Source organism: Embleya sp. NPDC005575, assembly GCF_040605455.1.
GTDB lineage: Bacteria > Actinomycetota > Actinomycetes > Streptomycetales > Streptomycetaceae > Embleya.
Genome location: NZ_JBEXCV010000052.1, coordinates 1 through 16,976, shown reverse-complemented (window position 1 = coordinate 16,976; position 16,976 = coordinate 1). Strand labels below are relative to the sequence as shown.

General features: G+C 69.8%; 15 protein-coding genes and 2 pseudogenes. 9 read left to right on the top strand and 8 right to left on the bottom strand.

The window, feature by feature from the left end; all coding sequences use genetic code 11:
• Positions 1-22 precede the first annotated feature (22 nt).
• Together ABZS54_RS19195 and ABZS54_RS19190 are read right to left on the bottom strand one after the other, a co-directional pair.
• Positions 23-715 (bottom strand): LmbU family transcriptional regulator, encoded by a 693-nt coding sequence (locus ABZS54_RS19195; protein ID WP_355536968.1) that lies wholly within the window; start codon positions 713-715, stop codon positions 23-25.
• A gap of 1,087 nt (positions 716-1,802) precedes the next feature.
• Positions 1,803-2,006 (bottom strand): annotated as a pseudogene (locus tag ABZS54_RS19190) (hypothetical protein); the annotation flags it as partial.
• Between the two features lie 284 nt (positions 2,007-2,290).
• On the opposite strand from ABZS54_RS19190, the gene ddaH reads away from it, so the two are divergent.
• The 6 genes from ddaH to ABZS54_RS19160 all read left to right on the top strand — a co-directional run bounded on the left by ddaH (position 2,291) and on the right by ABZS54_RS19160 (position 7,824).
• Positions 2,291-3,136 (top strand): dimethylargininase, encoded by an 846-nt coding sequence (ddaH, locus tag ABZS54_RS19185; RefSeq protein WP_355536965.1) that lies wholly within the window; start codon positions 2,291-2,293, stop codon positions 3,134-3,136.
• Between the two features lie 233 nt (positions 3,137-3,369).
• A complete protein-coding gene (locus ABZS54_RS19180) occupies positions 3,370-3,837 on the top strand; it encodes a hypothetical protein (protein WP_355536962.1) in 468 nt (155 codons plus the stop codon).
• A 574-nt stretch (positions 3,838-4,411) separates the two neighbouring features.
• Positions 4,412-5,389 carry an ATP-binding cassette domain-containing protein gene (locus tag ABZS54_RS19175; RefSeq protein WP_355536959.1) on the top strand — a complete coding sequence of 326 codons (978 nt, stop codon included), beginning with the start codon at positions 4,412-4,414 and terminating at the stop codon, positions 5,387-5,389.
• The gene (locus ABZS54_RS19170; protein WP_355536956.1) at positions 5,386-6,177 is read left to right on the top strand and encodes an ABC transporter permease; all 792 of its coding nucleotides are present in this window, start codon (positions 5,386-5,388) and stop codon (positions 6,175-6,177) included. The genes ABZS54_RS19175 and ABZS54_RS19170 overlap by 4 nt, the downstream gene beginning before the upstream one ends.
• A gap of 229 nt (positions 6,178-6,406) precedes the next feature.
• On the top strand, positions 6,407-6,967 hold the full coding sequence (locus ABZS54_RS19165; protein WP_355536953.1) for a sigma-70 family RNA polymerase sigma factor: 561 nt from the start codon (positions 6,407-6,409) through the stop codon (positions 6,965-6,967).
• A complete protein-coding gene (locus tag ABZS54_RS19160; RefSeq protein WP_355536950.1) occupies positions 6,964-7,824 on the top strand; it encodes a zf-HC2 domain-containing protein in 861 nt (286 codons plus the stop codon). The genes ABZS54_RS19165 and ABZS54_RS19160 overlap by 4 nt, the downstream gene beginning before the upstream one ends.
• Positions 7,825-7,919: 95 nt before the next feature.
• Here the strand turns inward: ABZS54_RS19160 and ABZS54_RS19155 are convergent, their stop codons facing one another.
• Positions 7,920-8,528 carry a hypothetical protein gene (locus ABZS54_RS19155; protein ID WP_355536947.1) on the bottom strand — a complete coding sequence of 203 codons (609 nt, stop codon included), beginning with the start codon at positions 8,526-8,528 and terminating at the stop codon, positions 7,920-7,922.
• A 270-nt stretch (positions 8,529-8,798) separates the two neighbouring features.
• Between ABZS54_RS19155 and ABZS54_RS19150 the strand changes: the two genes are divergently transcribed.
• The 3 genes from ABZS54_RS19150 (at position 8,799) to ABZS54_RS19140 (ending at position 12,293) form a co-directional block, all read left to right on the top strand.
• The gene (locus ABZS54_RS19150) at positions 8,799-9,347 is read left to right on the top strand and encodes a hypothetical protein (protein ID WP_355536944.1); all 549 of its coding nucleotides are present in this window, start codon (positions 8,799-8,801) and stop codon (positions 9,345-9,347) included.
• Between the two features lie 317 nt (positions 9,348-9,664).
• Complete coding sequence (locus ABZS54_RS19145; RefSeq protein ID WP_355536941.1) at positions 9,665-11,362, top strand: Cys-Gln thioester bond-forming surface protein; 1,698 nt, start codon at positions 9,665-9,667, stop codon at positions 11,360-11,362.
• Positions 11,363-11,897: 535 nt separating this feature from the next.
• A complete protein-coding gene (locus ABZS54_RS19140) occupies positions 11,898-12,293 on the top strand; it encodes a RidA family protein (RefSeq protein WP_355536938.1) in 396 nt (131 codons plus the stop codon).
• Between the two features lie 132 nt (positions 12,294-12,425).
• On the opposite strand, the pseudogene ABZS54_RS19135 reads toward ABZS54_RS19140, so the two are convergent.
• The 5 genes and pseudogenes from ABZS54_RS19135 to ABZS54_RS19115 form a co-directional block, all read right to left on the bottom strand.
• A pseudogene (locus ABZS54_RS19135) lies at positions 12,426-12,833 on the bottom strand (fumarylacetoacetate hydrolase family protein); the annotation flags it as partial.
• Positions 12,834-12,854: 21 nt separating this feature from the next.
• Positions 12,855-13,520: a response regulator transcription factor gene (locus tag ABZS54_RS19130; protein WP_355536935.1), complete on the bottom strand. Its 666-nt coding sequence runs from the start codon at positions 13,518-13,520 to the stop codon at positions 12,855-12,857.
• A 5-nt stretch (positions 13,521-13,525) separates the two neighbouring features.
• A complete protein-coding gene (locus ABZS54_RS19125) occupies positions 13,526-14,893 on the bottom strand; it encodes a sensor histidine kinase (protein ID WP_355536932.1) in 1,368 nt (455 codons plus the stop codon).
• Between the two features lie 46 nt (positions 14,894-14,939).
• Positions 14,940-16,073, bottom strand: a complete 1,134-nt coding sequence (locus ABZS54_RS19120) for an acyltransferase (protein WP_355536929.1) — start codon at positions 16,071-16,073, stop codon at positions 14,940-14,942.
• The coding region (locus tag ABZS54_RS19115; protein ID WP_355536926.1) for an alpha/beta hydrolase at positions 16,066-16,976 on the bottom strand (911 nt) is incomplete at its 5' end. The genes ABZS54_RS19120 and ABZS54_RS19115, both read right to left, overlap by 8 nt.

Below are 16,976 nucleotides of genomic sequence, written 5' to 3'. Positions count from 1 at the left end.
CGTGTACCTCGATTGCCTGACGTCAGGCGCTGATGCTCTCCTGCTCCTCGACGTCCTCCAGGACCCGCTCGGCGGCGTTGTCCAGCGTCGCGAGCACCCACTGCTCGAAGTCGATCCCCGATTGTTCCGCGGCCTTGTGCCACCACTGGATACGATCGCCCGGCACCGCGAGGCGACGCGTCGCCTCGGCCTGCCGGGCGTCCTGTCCGTCGGTCGCCGTCCGGACGTCACGGATGGCGTTCCGTAACTGCTTGGTGGTCCAGTTCATCTCTTCGGCACGGTCCAGCCACAGCTCCTGTTCGGCGACGGGCAGCGAGGCCAACTCGGCATGATGTTGGAAACTCAGTGCCGATCGTCGGCGATTGAACTCGAAACGCCGCGAGACCCATGCATAATTCCTCAACGTCTGGTAGCTTAACCCAGCCGCGCGTATCCCACGTTGGTACAGGTCGGTGTAGTGGTCCTTCCCATATACCAACCAGTCGCCCAGCCACCACGACGAGGAATCCAGGATTCCCGATAGTTTGCGCCCGGCCTGCTCCCAGTCCTCGAAGGTCATGTCGGCAGGTATTTGCAAACCCACTTTTGTCGTGAGTAGCCGGCCGTGATGCGGATGGTCCCCGACAGCTCTTCGCGGTCGGGGGACGACCCCCGGGCCCGAGTGGAGCTGCGCCTCTCTCGCGCTTTCATGATTTCTGGTTTGATTCGCCACCATGCCTCCATGTGAGTGCACGTTCGAACAAGCGAATGTTGCGCAGTTTGCCGCTCTTGCGCAGCTCGTCGCCACGGGGAGTCCCGCCACGGGCGGAATGCCAGACATATCCGATATGCATTCAGCCGACCGTCGACCCCACCGGCGCGACCGGGCACGACGACTGTCGCTCTCCGATCGCTCCCGGCCGGATGGTCGACGGCCCGGGCTCCACCTGCGTACGACCGTGCCACGCGATCTTCGAGATCGCGCGGTCGGAAATGGTCGACATGTGTACGAATGCGTGCATCAACGACTCGCCCCGTTCGCCTCTTTACAGATCCCCGTTGGCGTTTGCGGCTGCCGGCGTCACGCCCTGCCGGCACCTGAAGATCCACATTCAATGTGGTTCTTCGACGGCCCACCCGAGTAGATCCCAGCAACTCCCGGAAATCAAGGAACCGAACGCTGGTTGTTTCGGAGAGATACCGCCCGCACCTGCACCGTAGTCGATCGCCGCTTTCCGGAACCGGCCAAAAAAGATTCGCCCAACCAGATTGTGTCGAGGCACGGCTATGGTGATCGGATCGATCGCGTTCGCGGGGCGGTCACTATAGAGGTGCGTACCTGCTGCGGCTCGAAAACTCGGCCGTCTTGACGCCTTCCTAACGGCCACGCCAGGTAAGTGTCATCGCACATTCACGAGCGGGCCGCATCGGGAATGACTTCAACCATCCGGACGGATTTCCGGGCGACCCGTTCGGGTGCGGATCGCGCCCGTCGAACGATCGGATCCGGCCGGCCGGTTCGGCGCCGAACCGGGTCCGGCCCCGCTCTCCGAGGCAGCTCCGTCGAAGGCGGCGGACAGGGCGCGGACGGGCCGGTGGGTCGACCGACAACTGTTCGAATCGGGCGGTTCGGGCGATCCGAACCTCGCGATGGCCCGGCGGCCGGAAGCCGATCATCCGCGTGGGCACGTCCCCGCCGTCGGGTGCCGGCGGCGGTTCGTACGCGGGCACGTTCGGCGGGGCCCACGCGGCATCGGCGGGCGCTTGACCGGCCGGCTCGGACGCGAGGTCCGCGAGCGGGGTCGCCACGAGGCCGGGCGCCGGCCCCGCAGCCGCAACTCCACGGATCCGGGCGCCGGTTCACGGGTGATCTCGTCGACGGCCGCCGACGGCGCCTCCGGCAAGGTCGGCCGGCCCGCGGACATCGCCGGCGCCACGAGGCGTTCGGCCGGTGCGCGTGCCGATGCCCCTCCGCCTCGACCACCCCGCGAGTTCGCGCCTCGGTTCGTATACCGCGCGAGTTCCATTCGGCCATGCTCGGCACGCGATAGCACGCAGGTAAGGCATAACGCTCGGTTGAATTACCCGAACCGGCCCCGGTGAAATCGTGAATATTCATTGCCCGCAGTTGTCCCGTCAACGGGACGGGTGCGGCCCGGCGCCTCGTGCTAGCTTCGGCCCGCGGCGATCCCGCATTTTCTCCGGCATGCCCGTATCCGGCGCACGCCGTGTTTCCGTCCGGTCGAACTCATCGTTTTGCATCGGCATTGATTTCGCCCCGGACACAATCACGGAGAACAAGGGAATCAAGGTGACCCAGACAGACATCGAACAGGCGTCGAACGACAACCGCACGGTTCGGCCGCGGCGTTTCCTGATGTGCCGGCCGACCTACTTCGACGTCACCTATTCGATCAATCCGTGGATGGATCCGAGCGTGCCCACCTCGGCGGACACCGGACTGGCCCAGTGGAAGGGGCTGCACGACGCCTACGTGGCGCTCGGGCACGACGTGGCGTTGATCGAACCGGTTCCCGGTCTCCCGGACATGGTCTTCTCGGCCAACGGTGCGACCGTCGTGGACGGCAAGGTGCTCGTCGCACGCTTTCGCCACCGTCAGCGCGCCGACGAGTCGCGTGCCTACCTCGACTGGTTCCGCGCCGGCGGGTGGTCCGAGGTGCGCCAGGCCGAGAGCTTCAACGAGGGCGAGGGCGACTTCCTCTACGTGGGCGGCGAGCTCCTGGCCGGCTGCGGCTTCCGCAGCGACGTGCGCGGGCACCACGAGGCACGGGAGTTCTTCGGTGTCCCGGTACTCAGCCTGACCCTGGTCGACCCCAGGTTCTACCACCTGGACACCGCGCTCTCGGTACTCGGGCCCAACGAGGTCATGTACTACCCGCAGGCGTTCTCCCTCGACAGCAGGCGTCGACTGGCCGAGCGCTTCCCCGATGCGATCCTGGCCGACGAGGCCACCGCCGCCGTGTTCGGGCTCAACGCGCTCTCCGACGGCCGGCACGTGCTGTTGCCGGAGCGGGCGGTCGAACTCGTCGGCCCTCAGCTGCGCGAGCGTGGCTACCTTCCGATCGGGATCGACCTGACCGAGTTGCTCAAGGCCGGCGGCAACGCCAAGTGCTGCACGCTCGAATTGCGCGGCTGAGCAGCTCCGGCGCCGGCGGGCGGCTCCTCGCGGCCGAGTCCCGTCGACGGGACAGCTCTCCGGGCGGCGCCGGAGTCGACGGCTCGCCCGCCCGGTCGGAGGTCCGGCGCGGATTCCCGGGCGGGTCCGGCGCCGATTCCCCGCTGCCGCCGGGGATTCCCCGTGGGCCGAATTCTTTACGGCCGGCGCGCCCGACCACCGCGTCCGCGCACCGTCGTCCGAACGCGGTGGGCATGCTCGGTCTCGGTCAAGAACGGAATATCGGCATCCGGATCGAGAATGGGATCAAGGTCCGGATCCGGTCCGGCCCCTACGAGAGGTCGACCGAATTCCCCGATCCATGCCCGGACAAAGCCCATCGTCGATTCCAGCCATCCACTGCCGACGCGAATTTCCCCTGCTCGCGCAATTCCCGGCGGCGGCCTGGAACCTCCCTCGTCGGTCGGCCACCGGTCAATCACCCGGGAAATATCGCCGGCCGGTCCATCCGCCGGAACTCGGGGCGACCCGACGAAGCGCACCGCGAGCCGCTGTGGCATGCCTGTCGACAGGCCGGCATCGATCCCGCCGAGGTGCGTCACATCAAAGTGGAGTACGCCGAACCGGACCGTACGGACGGCCCGTTCGCGGATTCCGTCCAGGCCGCCGCCCGGGCGGGAGTGACCGGCGAGAAACCCAGGGCCCGGCCCGTCACGTGGTGACGGGCCGGGCCCTTCGTCCGTGCGCACGAAGCGCCGGAACATCGCCTACGCGGCGTGCCGGGCCTCGCGTTCGGAGTTCGAGCGCGACCACGGGTGGCCGACCAGGGTCATCGCCGGATCCAGCCTACGCGGCATGCCGCCGGAGAAGGTGCCGGCGGGCCGACGGCAGACCGCGAGACGGAAGGCAGGCCTCCTTCTCGCGACATCACATGGCATCACTTGACGCCAGGTGGTACTGCTTGGCGCCACCCGATGTCGCTCGGCGCCATGGGCCGGCGACATGTCCTCCCGCACCCTTAGGAGCGACTGAGCCCGCGTGGCGCCACCCGAACGCCGGTCGCCTTCTTCACGTTTTCGCAGCTCAGGGCCTTAGCTGTGGAGATCGTGCGACACAAGGCGCCATCCAGGCTTGCACGTGCCGCCATAGTGGTGCCATGCTGGCGTTATCCGGGTGACGGCAACATCGACGTCCACCGCGCCGCGGCCCGACCCCGGAAGAACCGCTCTCGACTCACGCACTCCGCCGGCCAGTTCAGCCTTCGAACCGGAGGGTCCCATGCCTTCTCCTTCTGTCATGCCCACATCCAGGAAGGGCGACGATCACCCGTCGCCGGCCGCCATCTCCAGCGTCGGTCTGCGCAAGTCGTACGGCGACAAGGTCGTCCTCGACGGCATCGACCTGCACATCCCGGCCGGGTCCGTGTTCGCGCTGCTCGGGCCGAACGGCGCCGGCAAGACCACCGTCGTGAAGATCCTCTCCACGCTCATCGCCGCCGACGGCGGGCAGTCCCAGGTCGCCGGCCACGACGTCGCCACGTCACCGGACGGGGTGCGTGCCGCGATCGGCGTCACCGGCCAGTTCTCCGCCGTCGACGGACTGATCACCGGCGAGGAGAACATGCTCCTCATGGCGGACCTGCATCACCTGTCCAAGCGTGAGGGGCGGCGGATCACCGAGGAACTGCTGGAGCGGTTCGACCTCGTCGAGGCCGCCAAGAAGCCCGCGCAGAGCTACTCCGGCGGCATGAAACGGCGCCTGGACATCGCCATGACCCTGGTGGGCAACCCGCGGATCATCTTCCTGGACGAGCCGACCACCGGTCTCGACCCGCGCAGCCGGCACAACATGTGGGGGATCGTCCGCGAGCTTGTCTCCGACGGCGTCACCGTCTTCCTCACCACCCAAACCCTGGACGAGGCCGACGAGCTCGCCGACCGCATCGCCGTGCTCGACAACGGCAGGATCGCCGCCGAGGGAACCGCCGACGAGCTGAAGCGGCTCATCCCCGGCGGACACGTGCGACTCCGCTTCTCCGACCCGTCCGCGTACCGGTCCGCCGCCTCCGCGCTGCACGACGTCGCCCTGGACGACGAGGCGCTGGCACTGCAGATCCCCAGCGACGGCAGCCAGCGCGAGCTGCGCTCCATTCTCGACCGGCTGGACTCGGCCGGCATCGAGGCGGACGAGCTGACCGTGCACACCCCCGACCTCGACGACGTGTTCTTCGCCCTGACCAGCAGCAGCACCCAGGCCAAGGAGGCCGTCCGATGAGCTCCCTCGCCCTCGCCGTGCGCGACTCGACCACAATGTTGCGGCGCAACCTGCTGCACGCTCGGCGCTACCCGTCGCTCACGCTGAATCTGCTGCTCACGCCGGTCATGCTGCTGCTGCTCTTCGTCTACATCTTCGGCAATGTGATGAGCGCCGGCATCGGGGACGGCGGAGCGGACCGGTCCGAGTACATCGCGTATCTCGTCCCGGGCATCCTGATGATGACCATCGGCGGCACCACGATCGGCAGCGCGGTGTCCGTCGCCACGGATATGAACGAGGGCATCATCGCCCGCTTCCGGACGATGGCGATCCATCGCGGGTCGGTGCTCATCGGGCACGTCGTCGGCTGCGTGCTGCAGTGCGTGCTGAGTGTGGTCCTCGTCGGGGCCATCGCGGTGGCCATCGGGTTCCGGTCCACGGATGCCACGGTCCTGGAGTGGATCGCGGCGTTCGGGCTGCTCGTGCTGTTCTCCCTGGCGCTCACCTGGATCGCGGTCGGGATGGGCCTGATCAGCCCGAACGCCGAGGCCGCCAGCAACAACGCGCTGCCGCTGATCTTCCTGCCGCTCATCTCCACCACCTTCGTCCCGCTCGACGCGATGCCGGGGTGGTTCCAGCCGATCGCCGAGTACCAGCCGTTCACGCCGGCCATCGAGACCCTGCGCGGGTTGCTGCTCGGCACCGGGATCGGCCACAACGGGTGGCTCGCCATCGCCTGGTGCCTGGCGCTGACCGTGCTCGGCTACTTCTGGTCGAAGGCGTCGTTCAACCGCGACCCGCAGTAGGCGACATGAGCGCGGGATGCTTCCCGGCTCGTCCCGTCCCAGGGCGGCGTACTCCGACACGGTGTCGGCGTACGCCGCCCCGTCGGCGTTCACCGCCGCCTGTCCCGCGGGGGCGGCGGCACGGGCGACCCGGTTGCCGGTCCGGGCCGAGCTGTGGACGCGGGCCCCCTAGGGTGTTGCCTGTTCCGGGATGCGGATCTCGGCTACGGAATGAGGAGGCCGGTCGGGAATGTCCGATGTGGACGTATCGGGGTCCGACCCGCCGGGTTCCGACCCGCCGGGCTCCGATGAGGAGACCAAGTTCGTCACGATGCTCTATCGCGAGTACTCGCGGCCCTTGCTCGCCGTCGTATCGCGACTGAACGGCGGCGATCGGCAGCGAGCCGAGGACAGCGTGCAGGAGGTGCTGGTCCGGGCCTGGCGCAATCGCGCGAAGCTCGATCCCGCCGCGCCGCTGCTGCCCTGGCTGGTCACCGTCGCCCGCAGGCTGGTCATCGACGAACAGCGGGCCCGCGCGGCCCGTCCGCCCGAGGTCGGCGACGAGCCGCTGGCCGCGCTGCCCACCGGCGACGAGGTCGATCGGCTGCTGCGCGCGGTGGTGGTCGGCGACGCGCTGGATGCCCTCTCCACATCGCACCGGGAAATTTTGATCGAAACGTTCTTCCGCGACCGTACTGTCAATCAGGCGGCCGACGTACTCGGCATCCCGGCGGGTACGGCGAAGTCACGCGTGTACTACGCGCTGCGCGCCCTGCGGGTCGTCCTGGAGGAGAGGGGGGTGTCGGCATGAGCATCCGACCCGAACACGCGGACATCGCCGCATATGCCCTCGGCCTGCTGGAACCGGCGGACCGGGACGCGTTCGAGGAGCACCTGGCCACGTGCGACCGGTGCCTCGACGAGCTGGCCGATTTTTCCGGCATGGCCACGCTGCTGACCGAATTGCGCGACGAGGGTGTGTACGAACTGCCGGAGCCGTCGGCATCGGCGCCCTCGTCGGCATCGCCCGCATCGCCGGCCGAACCGGCGCGGGCGCCCGGGCGGCCGGCCCTGGCTTCGGTGCCGGAACCGACCGCGCCGCCGCGCACGACGTCGGCTGCAACACCGCTGCCGACACCGGCCGCCGAGTCGGGACCGGTGGACGAACTCGGTGCGCGGCGGGCCGCCCGGCGCCGGTCTCGGCCGGCGCTCCTGATCGCCGCGTGCGTCGCTCTGCTCGTGATCGGCCTGGGCGCGGGTGTGCTCACCGGCCGGACCTGGTTCAAGGAAGACTCGTCCGCATCCGCGCAGCACGTGCCGGCGGACCCGGTCGCGGCCATCGCCAGGAACGGTACGACGGTCGGGGCCACCGATCCGCGTACCGGTGCGGCTGCCCGGATCGCGCTGGAGAGCAAGGCGTGGGGCACCAACCTCGCGCTCGAACTACGGAACGTGCGCGGACCGTTGCGGTGTTCGCTGGTCGCGGTCGGCAAGGACGGCACGGAGCAGCAGATCTCCAGTTGGACGGTCCCGCCGAAGGGCTACGGCGTACCGGGTTCGGAGGCGCCGCTGGTCATCCAGACCGGCACCTGGACGCCCAAGGACCAACTCGCCCGCTTCGACGTCCGCATTGCCGACGGCGGAACGTTGGTCGCCGTGCCCGTATAGCCGGCTCGGACGCAGAGCGGCACGAACACAAGAAAGGCGGTCCTGCCGTTCCGTCGGTTGCGACGGAACGGCAGGACCGTTCGGTTCGGGGTCGGTTACGCGAAACGTCCTTGCAGCAGCCACACGCCCGGCGCGCCCGGATCCGCGACCGGGTCGCCGAGCAGGCCCCAGAACCGCTCGACCACCGCGGCCCGCGGCACGTCGGCCACATCCATGCCTTCCGGGAAGACCGAACTCAGCACTTCGAGCACCTCGCCGATGCGCTTGCGGCGCATCCCGATCAGCCGGGTGATGTCCGGCAGTTGGGTCTTCCAGCGGCCGACCACGGCCTCGGCGAGCAGGTTTTCCAGTTCCGGGCCCACGCCCGACACCTCGGCCAGATCACGCATCGACAGGCCGAGGGCGCGGACCAGGAAGCCGGTCCGTTCCTCGTCGGCGCGCCACTTGTTCGCACGTTCGAGTCGGGCGTAGCCGACCTCCCTCATCCGTACCCGGTTGGCCAGTTCGGCGCGGGTGAGGCCGGCGGCGATCCGGTGGTCCTGGAGATTGGTCGGCCGGCCGCCCATGAGTTGGCTCACGGGGACGACCAAGGACTTGGCGAGGGCCAGCAGTTCGGCTTCGTTCGGGCGTTCCGTACCGGCTTCCCACTGGGCCACGGTCGACGGCAGTACCCGCAACTCGTACGAAGCCAATGTCGCGGCCACACGCTCGCAGGTTAGCGCCATCACCCCCCGGGCAGAGGCGGCTGCGGACGGCGAGAACGCCGGTCGGACATCGAGGTCATTGGGGTCGGTCACGCGGCAAGCATAGAAAGCCCCGGCGGGGGCGTGGCGCCGACGTCGGTATGGGACACGACGAACCGGCCCGCGCCCGGCGGACATCGGGCCGCCACTCGGTCCGTACCGGGTCCGCACCCGATCGACCCCGGTCGGCAACCGGTCGCCAACCGGTGACTACCGGTTCGCATCCGGTATGTGCCGGCACGCGCGACACGGTACCCGCCCTCCCGCCGTTTCAGCGCACCGTTCCGGAGCCGGCCGGGCAGTCGCAAGATCGCCACCACCGAGCAGGCCATCGCCGCACTCGGCCAGGGCGGCGCGGCGGTGATCGTCGGCCTCCCGCCGACCGGCAGCACGGCCCGCTTCGACCCGCTCGCGTTGGTCGAGGCCGATCAGCGCATCCTCGGCTCGAACTACGGCTCGGTGGTTGCCCATCGCGACATCCCGGTCCTGGTCGACCTGGTGGTCGGCGGCTCCCTGGACGTCGAGTCGATGATCTCGGCCCGGCGCCCGCCGGAGGAGGCCGGGGACGCCCTCGCGGAGCTGAACGAGGGCCGCGCGCTGCGGCAGTTGCTGATCACCGGCCACCGCAACCTGTGGCCCGTCCCGGAGTCCGCGCTCAACGTGCTGCCGTACGTCTTCGTCGGCGCCCTGGTGGTGGGCATCGCCGGCTACGCGGTGCTGCGCGTCCGAGACCCGCAACGCGGCGACCGCGCAGGAACATTCGCCGACGACGCGGCCTGACCCAACCCGCCTCGGCCGCCGCCTCGCACTCGCATGGGACGGCGGCCGGGGTGCGTCGTCGCCATCACCGCGACGCGACCCGCCCGCAAGGGTGACCGGAGCACGGGACCGTCCCTGGAATGCCCGAATTACGCGCAATATCGCGATATGCCATTGAAGGGCTTCGATGAATCGCGATTTTGTGGCCGGATTACCCGCCGGTGAATTGACTAACCATCGCAATGCCACGATTCTTGCGTTCGGCGGCCCAGGGGTGGGGATCCCGGTGACAGACCCGGGCAGTGGGGGCCGCCTTCTCGCAAGGAGACTTCGTTTTCATGTTCCTGTCACAGCGGGTTATTTCCCGCGTCGGATCGGCATGTGCCGCCACCGGGCTGGCCGCCGTCGCGATCATCGGGCTGTCGCCCGCCGCGTATGCCGACTCGATGACTCTTCGGTTCCAGGGTCACGTTCCGTACACGGACGGTTCCGTCGACCTGTCGGGTCGCGGTTCGTTCCAGACCGAGCTGATCATTCTCGGCGCCGAGCGCGAGAACAGCCCCCAGGTCCTGCTGTACTGCATCGACCTGGACACTCGACTCGACACGGATGCCTCCTACCGCGAGGGCACCTGGGCCGAATCCTGGCTCAAGGACACCGCCAAGGTCGCGAAGATCAACTGGGTGTTGAACAACTCGTTCCCCAAGGTGACCGACCTCGACGTGCTGGCCAAGACCGCGAACGTCTCGAACAAGAAGGGTCGTCTGTCCGCGAAGGAGGCGGTCGAGGCCACCCAGGCGGCGATCTGGCACTACAGCAACGGTGCGAACCTCAGGAAGGGGAAGACCTGGGAGGGCGAAGACGCCAACGACAAGGATGTCGTGGCGCTCTACGACTACCTGACCGGCGACGCCAACAAGGGACAGCCGAACGAGCCCGGCGCCTCGCTCGAACTGTCGCCCAGCACCATCTCCGGCAAGGACGGCGACACTCCCGGTGTCGGCCCGGTCACCGTCAAGACCACGTCGACCGAACCGGTCGCGGTCAAGCTCGACGGCACCGTCCCGGCCGGCACCTCGCTGGTCGGCAAGGACGGCAAGCCGATCAACACGGCTGCAAACGGCACCGAGTTGTACGTCAAGGCGCCGAAGACTCCCGGTCAGACCACGATCTCCGCCTCGACCAAGGCCGGCGTCAACATCGGCCGAGTCTTCGTGGGCAAGAACCGCAAGCACACCCAGACCCTGATCACGGGCGGGTCGCAGCCGTTCTCGGCGCTCGCATCCGCCACGGTCAAGTGGAGCCACCAGCCGGTTCCGATCCCGTCGTCGGCCTACAAGGAGGACTGCGTCGCGGGTGGCGTGACCATCACGCTGAAGAACACCGGTGACGGTCCCGCCGACTTCAAGGTCAATGGCAACAAGGTGACCCTGCCGCCCAACTCGACCAAGACGCAGTCCGTCAAGGTCGCCGAGGACACCGACTACACCGTCACGGTGACCGGCCCGGGCGGCTTCTCGGAGACGTACACGGGCAAGCTCGATTGCGTCGAGAACCCGCAGCCGCCGACAACGGCCCCGCCGACGAGCGAAGCGCCCACCACGGCGCCGCCCACCACCTCGACACCCACGACTTCGACGCCGAGCACCTCGGCTCCGACGACCTCGGCTCCGAGCACCTCGGCACCTTCCACTTCGGCGCCCGCCACCTCGGCACCCGCCACCACGTCGGCTCCGCCTTCGGCCTCCGCGTCGAGCAGGCCCTCGGCCTCGGCAAGCGCCTCGGCCCCGGCCGCCAGCGCGAGTCCGACCAAGGGCGGCGAGCCGGTTACGCCGATCGTGGTCCCCGGTAAGGAGGACAAGCCGGTCGTCGTCCCGTGGCTGCCCGTCGCCCCCGCGGGCAACGGCAAGGACCTCGCCGAGACCGGTGGCGACGACTCCGACACCATCCTGATCGCCGGCACCGCCGCCGCGCTGCTCGCCGCCGGCGGAGGGGCGATCTACCTCAACCGTCGCCGTGGCCGTCACCAAGCGTGAGCACCCGCGACACCCGCGACACCGCTGACCCGGGTCGGGTCACCACCTGATCCGAGCAAATGACAAGGGTCCCGCCGACACACGGCGGGGCCCTTGTCATTTGCACCCGCGATTCCCATGCGTATTCTCGCGAATGCAATCCGTGTTTTGTCGATAGCGTGATTCATTTCCCGTGCACACGCCGGCCTGCTCGACAATTCGAAAGAGTGGGATCGGGACACGGGTGTGACAATTCTTCGCCGTACTTGCCGTATTCTCCGGGCGGCTCGGGCAGCGCGGGCGGCTACGGCGGCTCGGGCGTACCGGGTGGCTCGGTTACGGCCTCGGGTCAGCGGCCCGTCGGGAGGTTGGCGCCGCCGGTGCAGTCGATCACCGTGCCGGTCATGAAGCCGTGACCGACGAACAACGGTGTCGGTCGTCGGTCACGGGCTCCCCGTCCGCCACCCGGTGTCCGTGATGGTCACCGTCGTCGGGAATGATCAGGCGCGCCGACGACCTGTACTGGACGACCGTTCGCTTCGGAGGGATCCCGACCATGTCGCACCGCATCATCAACCCCGACGGCCTGCACGACCCGGTGCACTTCGGCTACAGCCACGTCGCCGTGGCGTCCGGGGAACTCGTGTTCGTCGCCGGACAGTACGCATCGGACGCCGACGGCCATGTGACCACCGACGACTTCGCCGAGCAGGTCGAGGAGTCGTTCGACAACCTGCGCACCGCGCTCGCCGCCGTCGGCCTGGAGCTGAGCCACATCGTGCAGCTGCGCACCCACATCGTCGACCACGACTCGGACAAGCTGGCCATTCTCGGCAAGGCGATCGGCGCGATCTGGGGCGACCTGCCGCCGACCCAGACGCTCAGCGGCGTCGCGTCCCTGGCCCTGCCGGAGATGTTGTTCGAGGTCGACGCCGTCGCGGTACGTCCCTGACCCGCACACGACACCGCGCGAAGCGTGGGCCGTCCCGGACCGGCCGGCGCAGCTGCCCACACAAGGATGCCGTGACCGGCGCACCTCCCGGTCACGGCATCGAGGGGCCACCCGGCGGCGGCCGCAGACCCGTCAGGCCTGCACCAGGTGCGACCGTTGCCGCCCCAGCCGATCGATCTCCAGTTCCATCACGTCGCCCTCCGCCAGGTACGGGAAGCGCCCGGACAGGGCGACCCCCTGCGGCGTCCCGGTGCTGACGATGTCACCGGGTTCCAGCACCAGGTATTGCGAGAGGTGGTGGATCAGGTACGCCACGCCGAAGATCATGTCGGCGGTGGTCGAGTCCTGCCGGCTCTCCCCGCCGACCCACGAGCGCAGCCCGAGCGCCTGCGGGTTGGTGACCTCGTCGGTGGTCACCAGCCACGGGCCCAGCAGGTTGAACGTCTCGCAGTTCTTGCCCTTGGACCACTGTCCGCCGGACTGCTCCAGCTGGTACGCCCGTTCGGACACGTCGTTGCTGATCGTGTAGCCCGCGATGTGGGCCGACGCGTCCGGCCCGGATCAGCGCCCCTCGCCCGCCCGCACCACGCCGTTCTCGTACGCGAACACCGCCGCCTGGGTGCGATCGCGCAGGTTCAGCTTGGCCAGCAGCCGGCTCACGTGCGTCTTGACGGTCTGTTCGCTGACCACCAACCGCGCGGCGATCTCCGCGTTGGACAACCCTTGCGCGATCAGCGAGAGCACCTCGGTCTCCCGCTCGGTGAGCTGCTCGACCCGGCCGCGCGGCCCACCGGTGGGGCCGAGTCGGGCGAACTCGGCAATCAGCCGGCGTGTCACGGTGGGCGCGAGCAGCGCCTCACCGTCGGCCACCACCCGTACCGCGTGCGCGAGTTGCAGCGCCGAGGCGTCCTTGAGCAGGAATCCGCTCGCGCCCGCGCGCAGCGCCTCGTAGACGTACTCGTCCAAATCGAACGTGGTCAGCACCAGGACCCGGGTCCTACCGCCCGGGTCGGCGGTGATCTCACGGGTCGCGGCCAGCCCGTCCAGGACCGGCATCCGCACGTCCATCAGCACCACGTCCGGGCGCAGTACAGCGACCTGCTCGACCGCGTCGCGCCCGTGCACGGCCTCGCCGACCACGTCGATCCCGGGCTGCGCGCCCAGCAGGACGGAGAAACCCTCGCGGACCATCATCTGGTCGTCGGCGATCAGTACCCGGATGGCCATCGATGTCACTGCTCCTCGGTCGGCAGGAAGACGTCCACGTGGTAGCCCCCGTCGGGAGTATGCCCGGCTTCGAGGGTGCCGCCGATCATCGCCGCCCGTTCGCGCATGCCCATCACCCCGTGTCCGGAGCCCTCCCGCGCGGGCGGGCCGGGGTTCGGCGCGGGCTCGTTGTGCACGCGCAGACCGATCCCGGTCGGTACGTACGCGACCTCGACCCGCACCCGAGCACCGGGCGCGTGCCGCAGCGCGTTGCTCAGCGCCTCCTGGCCGATCCGGTAGGCGGACAGGTCGACGCCCTGCGGCAACGGGCGCGGGGCGCCGACGGTGACGCACTCCACCGTCATGCCGGCCGCGCGCACGTTCTCGATCAGCTCGGGCAGGCGGTCCAGGGTGGGCAGCGGGGCCGGACGTGCGCCCGGTCCGTCGGGTTCGATGCCGCCCTCCTGCTCGGTGCGCAGCAGGCCGAGCACACGCCGGAGTTCGGCAAGCGCGTCGACCGCATTGGCGCGGATCGTGACGAAGCTCCGGACCAGTTCGGGCGGTGGGTCGGCGACCCGATAGCGGGCCGCCTCGGCCTGGATGGCGATCACCGACATGTGATGCGCGACCACGTCGTGCAACTCGCGGGCGATCCGGGCGCGTTCCTCCAGGAGGGCACTACGCTCGCGCTCGGTGGCGGTCAGATCGGATTGCACGGCGAGTTGACGGCGGGCGTCGCTACGGCCCCGGAAGGCGACCACGACCACCATCACGATCGCGGTCAGCACCGCGACCGCCGGCATCGCGCCCCAGTGCGCGGGGTCGTGCTGAGCGTTGCGGACCAGCACCAGACCGAGCAGCGTGGTGATCATCCACGTCTCCACAACGATGCGCAGCCGGGCGTGGAAGGCCACATAGGCCATCACCACGACCTGCGCGAAGACACCCACAGCCGTCCACGGCCACTGAATGTGGTCGTGCCCGTTCGACTCGCCGGCGACGGCGCACGCCACGGTCGCGCCGAGCGACATCCACCACGCGACGAGTGGCCGTTGCGGCGCGAGCAGGATCGGCGCACCCGTGGCCAGGCCCAGCGCGAAGGCCAGGCCGCCGGACACCCCGGGGTAACCCGCCAGGACCGAACCCTGGATGCCCACGGTGATCACGACCGCCACGTAGAGCAGGCCGCGCGCGACCGCCAGGCTGCTGAACGGGGCCGGCGGGCGCTCGCTGCGGACCCGGACATCGAACAGGTCCTCGCGCAGCGCGGTCAGCCCTCGCTTCAGCCGACCGACCCGAGCCGCGCCGCCGCCGGGCTCGTCGATCCGCCCGGTATCGACCACTCGCTTCGCTCTGCCCGCCTCGACACTCACCCGCAGCACGCTACGAGGCACGACCGGTCCTCGGCATCCCCGCCTCGGGTGATCCCCGGTGTCACTCTCAAGAGCTACGTCGGGAGTCCCCGGGGCCGCGACCGCCGGCCTCCCAGCGATGGAACACCGCCCACAACACGAGCAGCGCGCCCGCGAACACCGACATCCACCCGATCCGCGCCACGATCCAGGGCAGCTCGTCCGGCACCGTGCCCAGCCCGGGCAGCCCACCGAGCGCGATGCCGAGCGAGGTCACCGCGAGCATCGCGCTCTGGTGCCACAGGAACACCGTCATCGCGGAGAGGTTGACCAGCGCGACCACCGCCCACGTGCGCGGGTGCCGACTCAGCGCCCGCCGCAGCGGGGCGCGGACCAGCAGCGCGAGCCCGCACTGGGCGAGGCCGAAGGCGACCGCGGCGAGCGTGGGCGGGTTCAGGTTGGAGATCGCCTCGCCCGGAACGCCCACCATGCTGACCGGATAGCCGCCGTAGCGGATCAGTCCGGCACAGACGAGCGCGCCGGCCACCAGCAGCGGCCCGCCGAGCCGCTCGACGCGGGCCCGGTGCGGCCCCGCCCAGAGCACGCCGAGGCTGTACGGGACGAGCCAACCGGCGAGCACGTTGACCCAGCCGACCACGGCCGGCCCGTCGGCGGCGAAACGGGTCAGGTCCACCACCAGGACCGTACCGATCGCAAGCACCGGTCCGGCCCGACCGAGCCGGACCACGAGCGGGGTGAGTGCGGTCAGGCCCGCGTAGACGAGCACGAACCACAGCGGTGACAGCACGAGCTTGCCGACCGTGTACAGGGTGTCGCCGGCCACGAAGTCGGCGAGTACCGCCATCGAGACGGTCCACACCACGAGCAGCGCGGCGATCGGCCGGCCGAGCCGGATCATCCGGCGCCGGGCCCACGGTCGGTAGCGGTCCGCACGCACCTGGGACCGCGCGGCCACGTACCCGCCGACCAGGAAGAACAACGCGAGCGGCTGGAGCAGCCAGGTGACCGGGGCGAAGTCGGGAAGGTGGCGCAGCGGGCTGTCGGTCTGCCAGTGGTCGACGCCCGCGTAGACGCCCGTGACGATCCAGTGGCCGAACACGACGCCCAGGATGGCGATCGCCCGCAGGCCGTCCACCTCGCGTTCGCGCTCCACCGGTGTCGAGCTCTCGATCCGACGAACCAGGGCGCCGGGTTCACGCATGGGTCACCTCCATGGCGCGGCCGCGCGCGATCAGCGCGAGGTTGTGCAGGGCCGGCCCGCCGGGCCGCAGATAGTCGGAGTGGCCACCGCCGCCGGCCGCGAACTCGCGGGCACCGAAGCCGCCTCCGGTCGGGTCGGCGCCGAAGCCGACGGTGGTGTCGAAGAACGGGATGCGCACGTTGGGCACCAGGTCGATCCAGTCCGAGCCGCCCCGCCCGGCCCAGACCCGGGCGCCGGTGCCCAGGTCGTCCCGGTCGTCCACGCCCAGCCCGGGGCTGCCGAACACGGCCAGGTCGGCGACGTCGATCCGGGAGACCGCCCGCCCGCACACCACCGAGCCGTACGAGTGGCACAGCAGCGACACCTGCGCGGCGGGCGCCACCGCGTACAGCCCGGCGACGAACCGGCGCAGCTCGCGCGCGCCGTCGTCGGCCCGGCCGGTGGTGAGCACGTCGAGGCTGATCGTGTGCGGCGGCGAGTAGCCCAGCCAGGCGATCACCGCGACCCGCGCGCTCGGGTCCTGGGTGCGGATCTCGTCGTACAGCGCGCGGGCGCCGCCGGCGGGTGTGGAGTACGGCTTGTCACCGCGTGTGTCGAAGTGGTCCAGGTCGCTGTCACTGCCCGGTACCAGGACCGCGATCCGGTCCGCGCCGGCCAGGTCGCCGAGCACCTCGACCGCGCGGACCCGGCCGGCGCGGCCGTCGAAGGCCAGGAAGGTCCGGGCCGGGTCGGCCATCCGCGCGAGGTGCACCGCTCTTCCCGCGTGTCCGGTGTCCCGGGCGAGGCCGGCCGCCTCGGCGATGGCCCGCTGATTGGCCGCGTAGCGCTCGCCCAGGGTCGCCGCCGACATCGCGGGCAACGTCGGCGGCGTCGGCGCCGCGGCCTCCGCGGAGATCGGAAGAG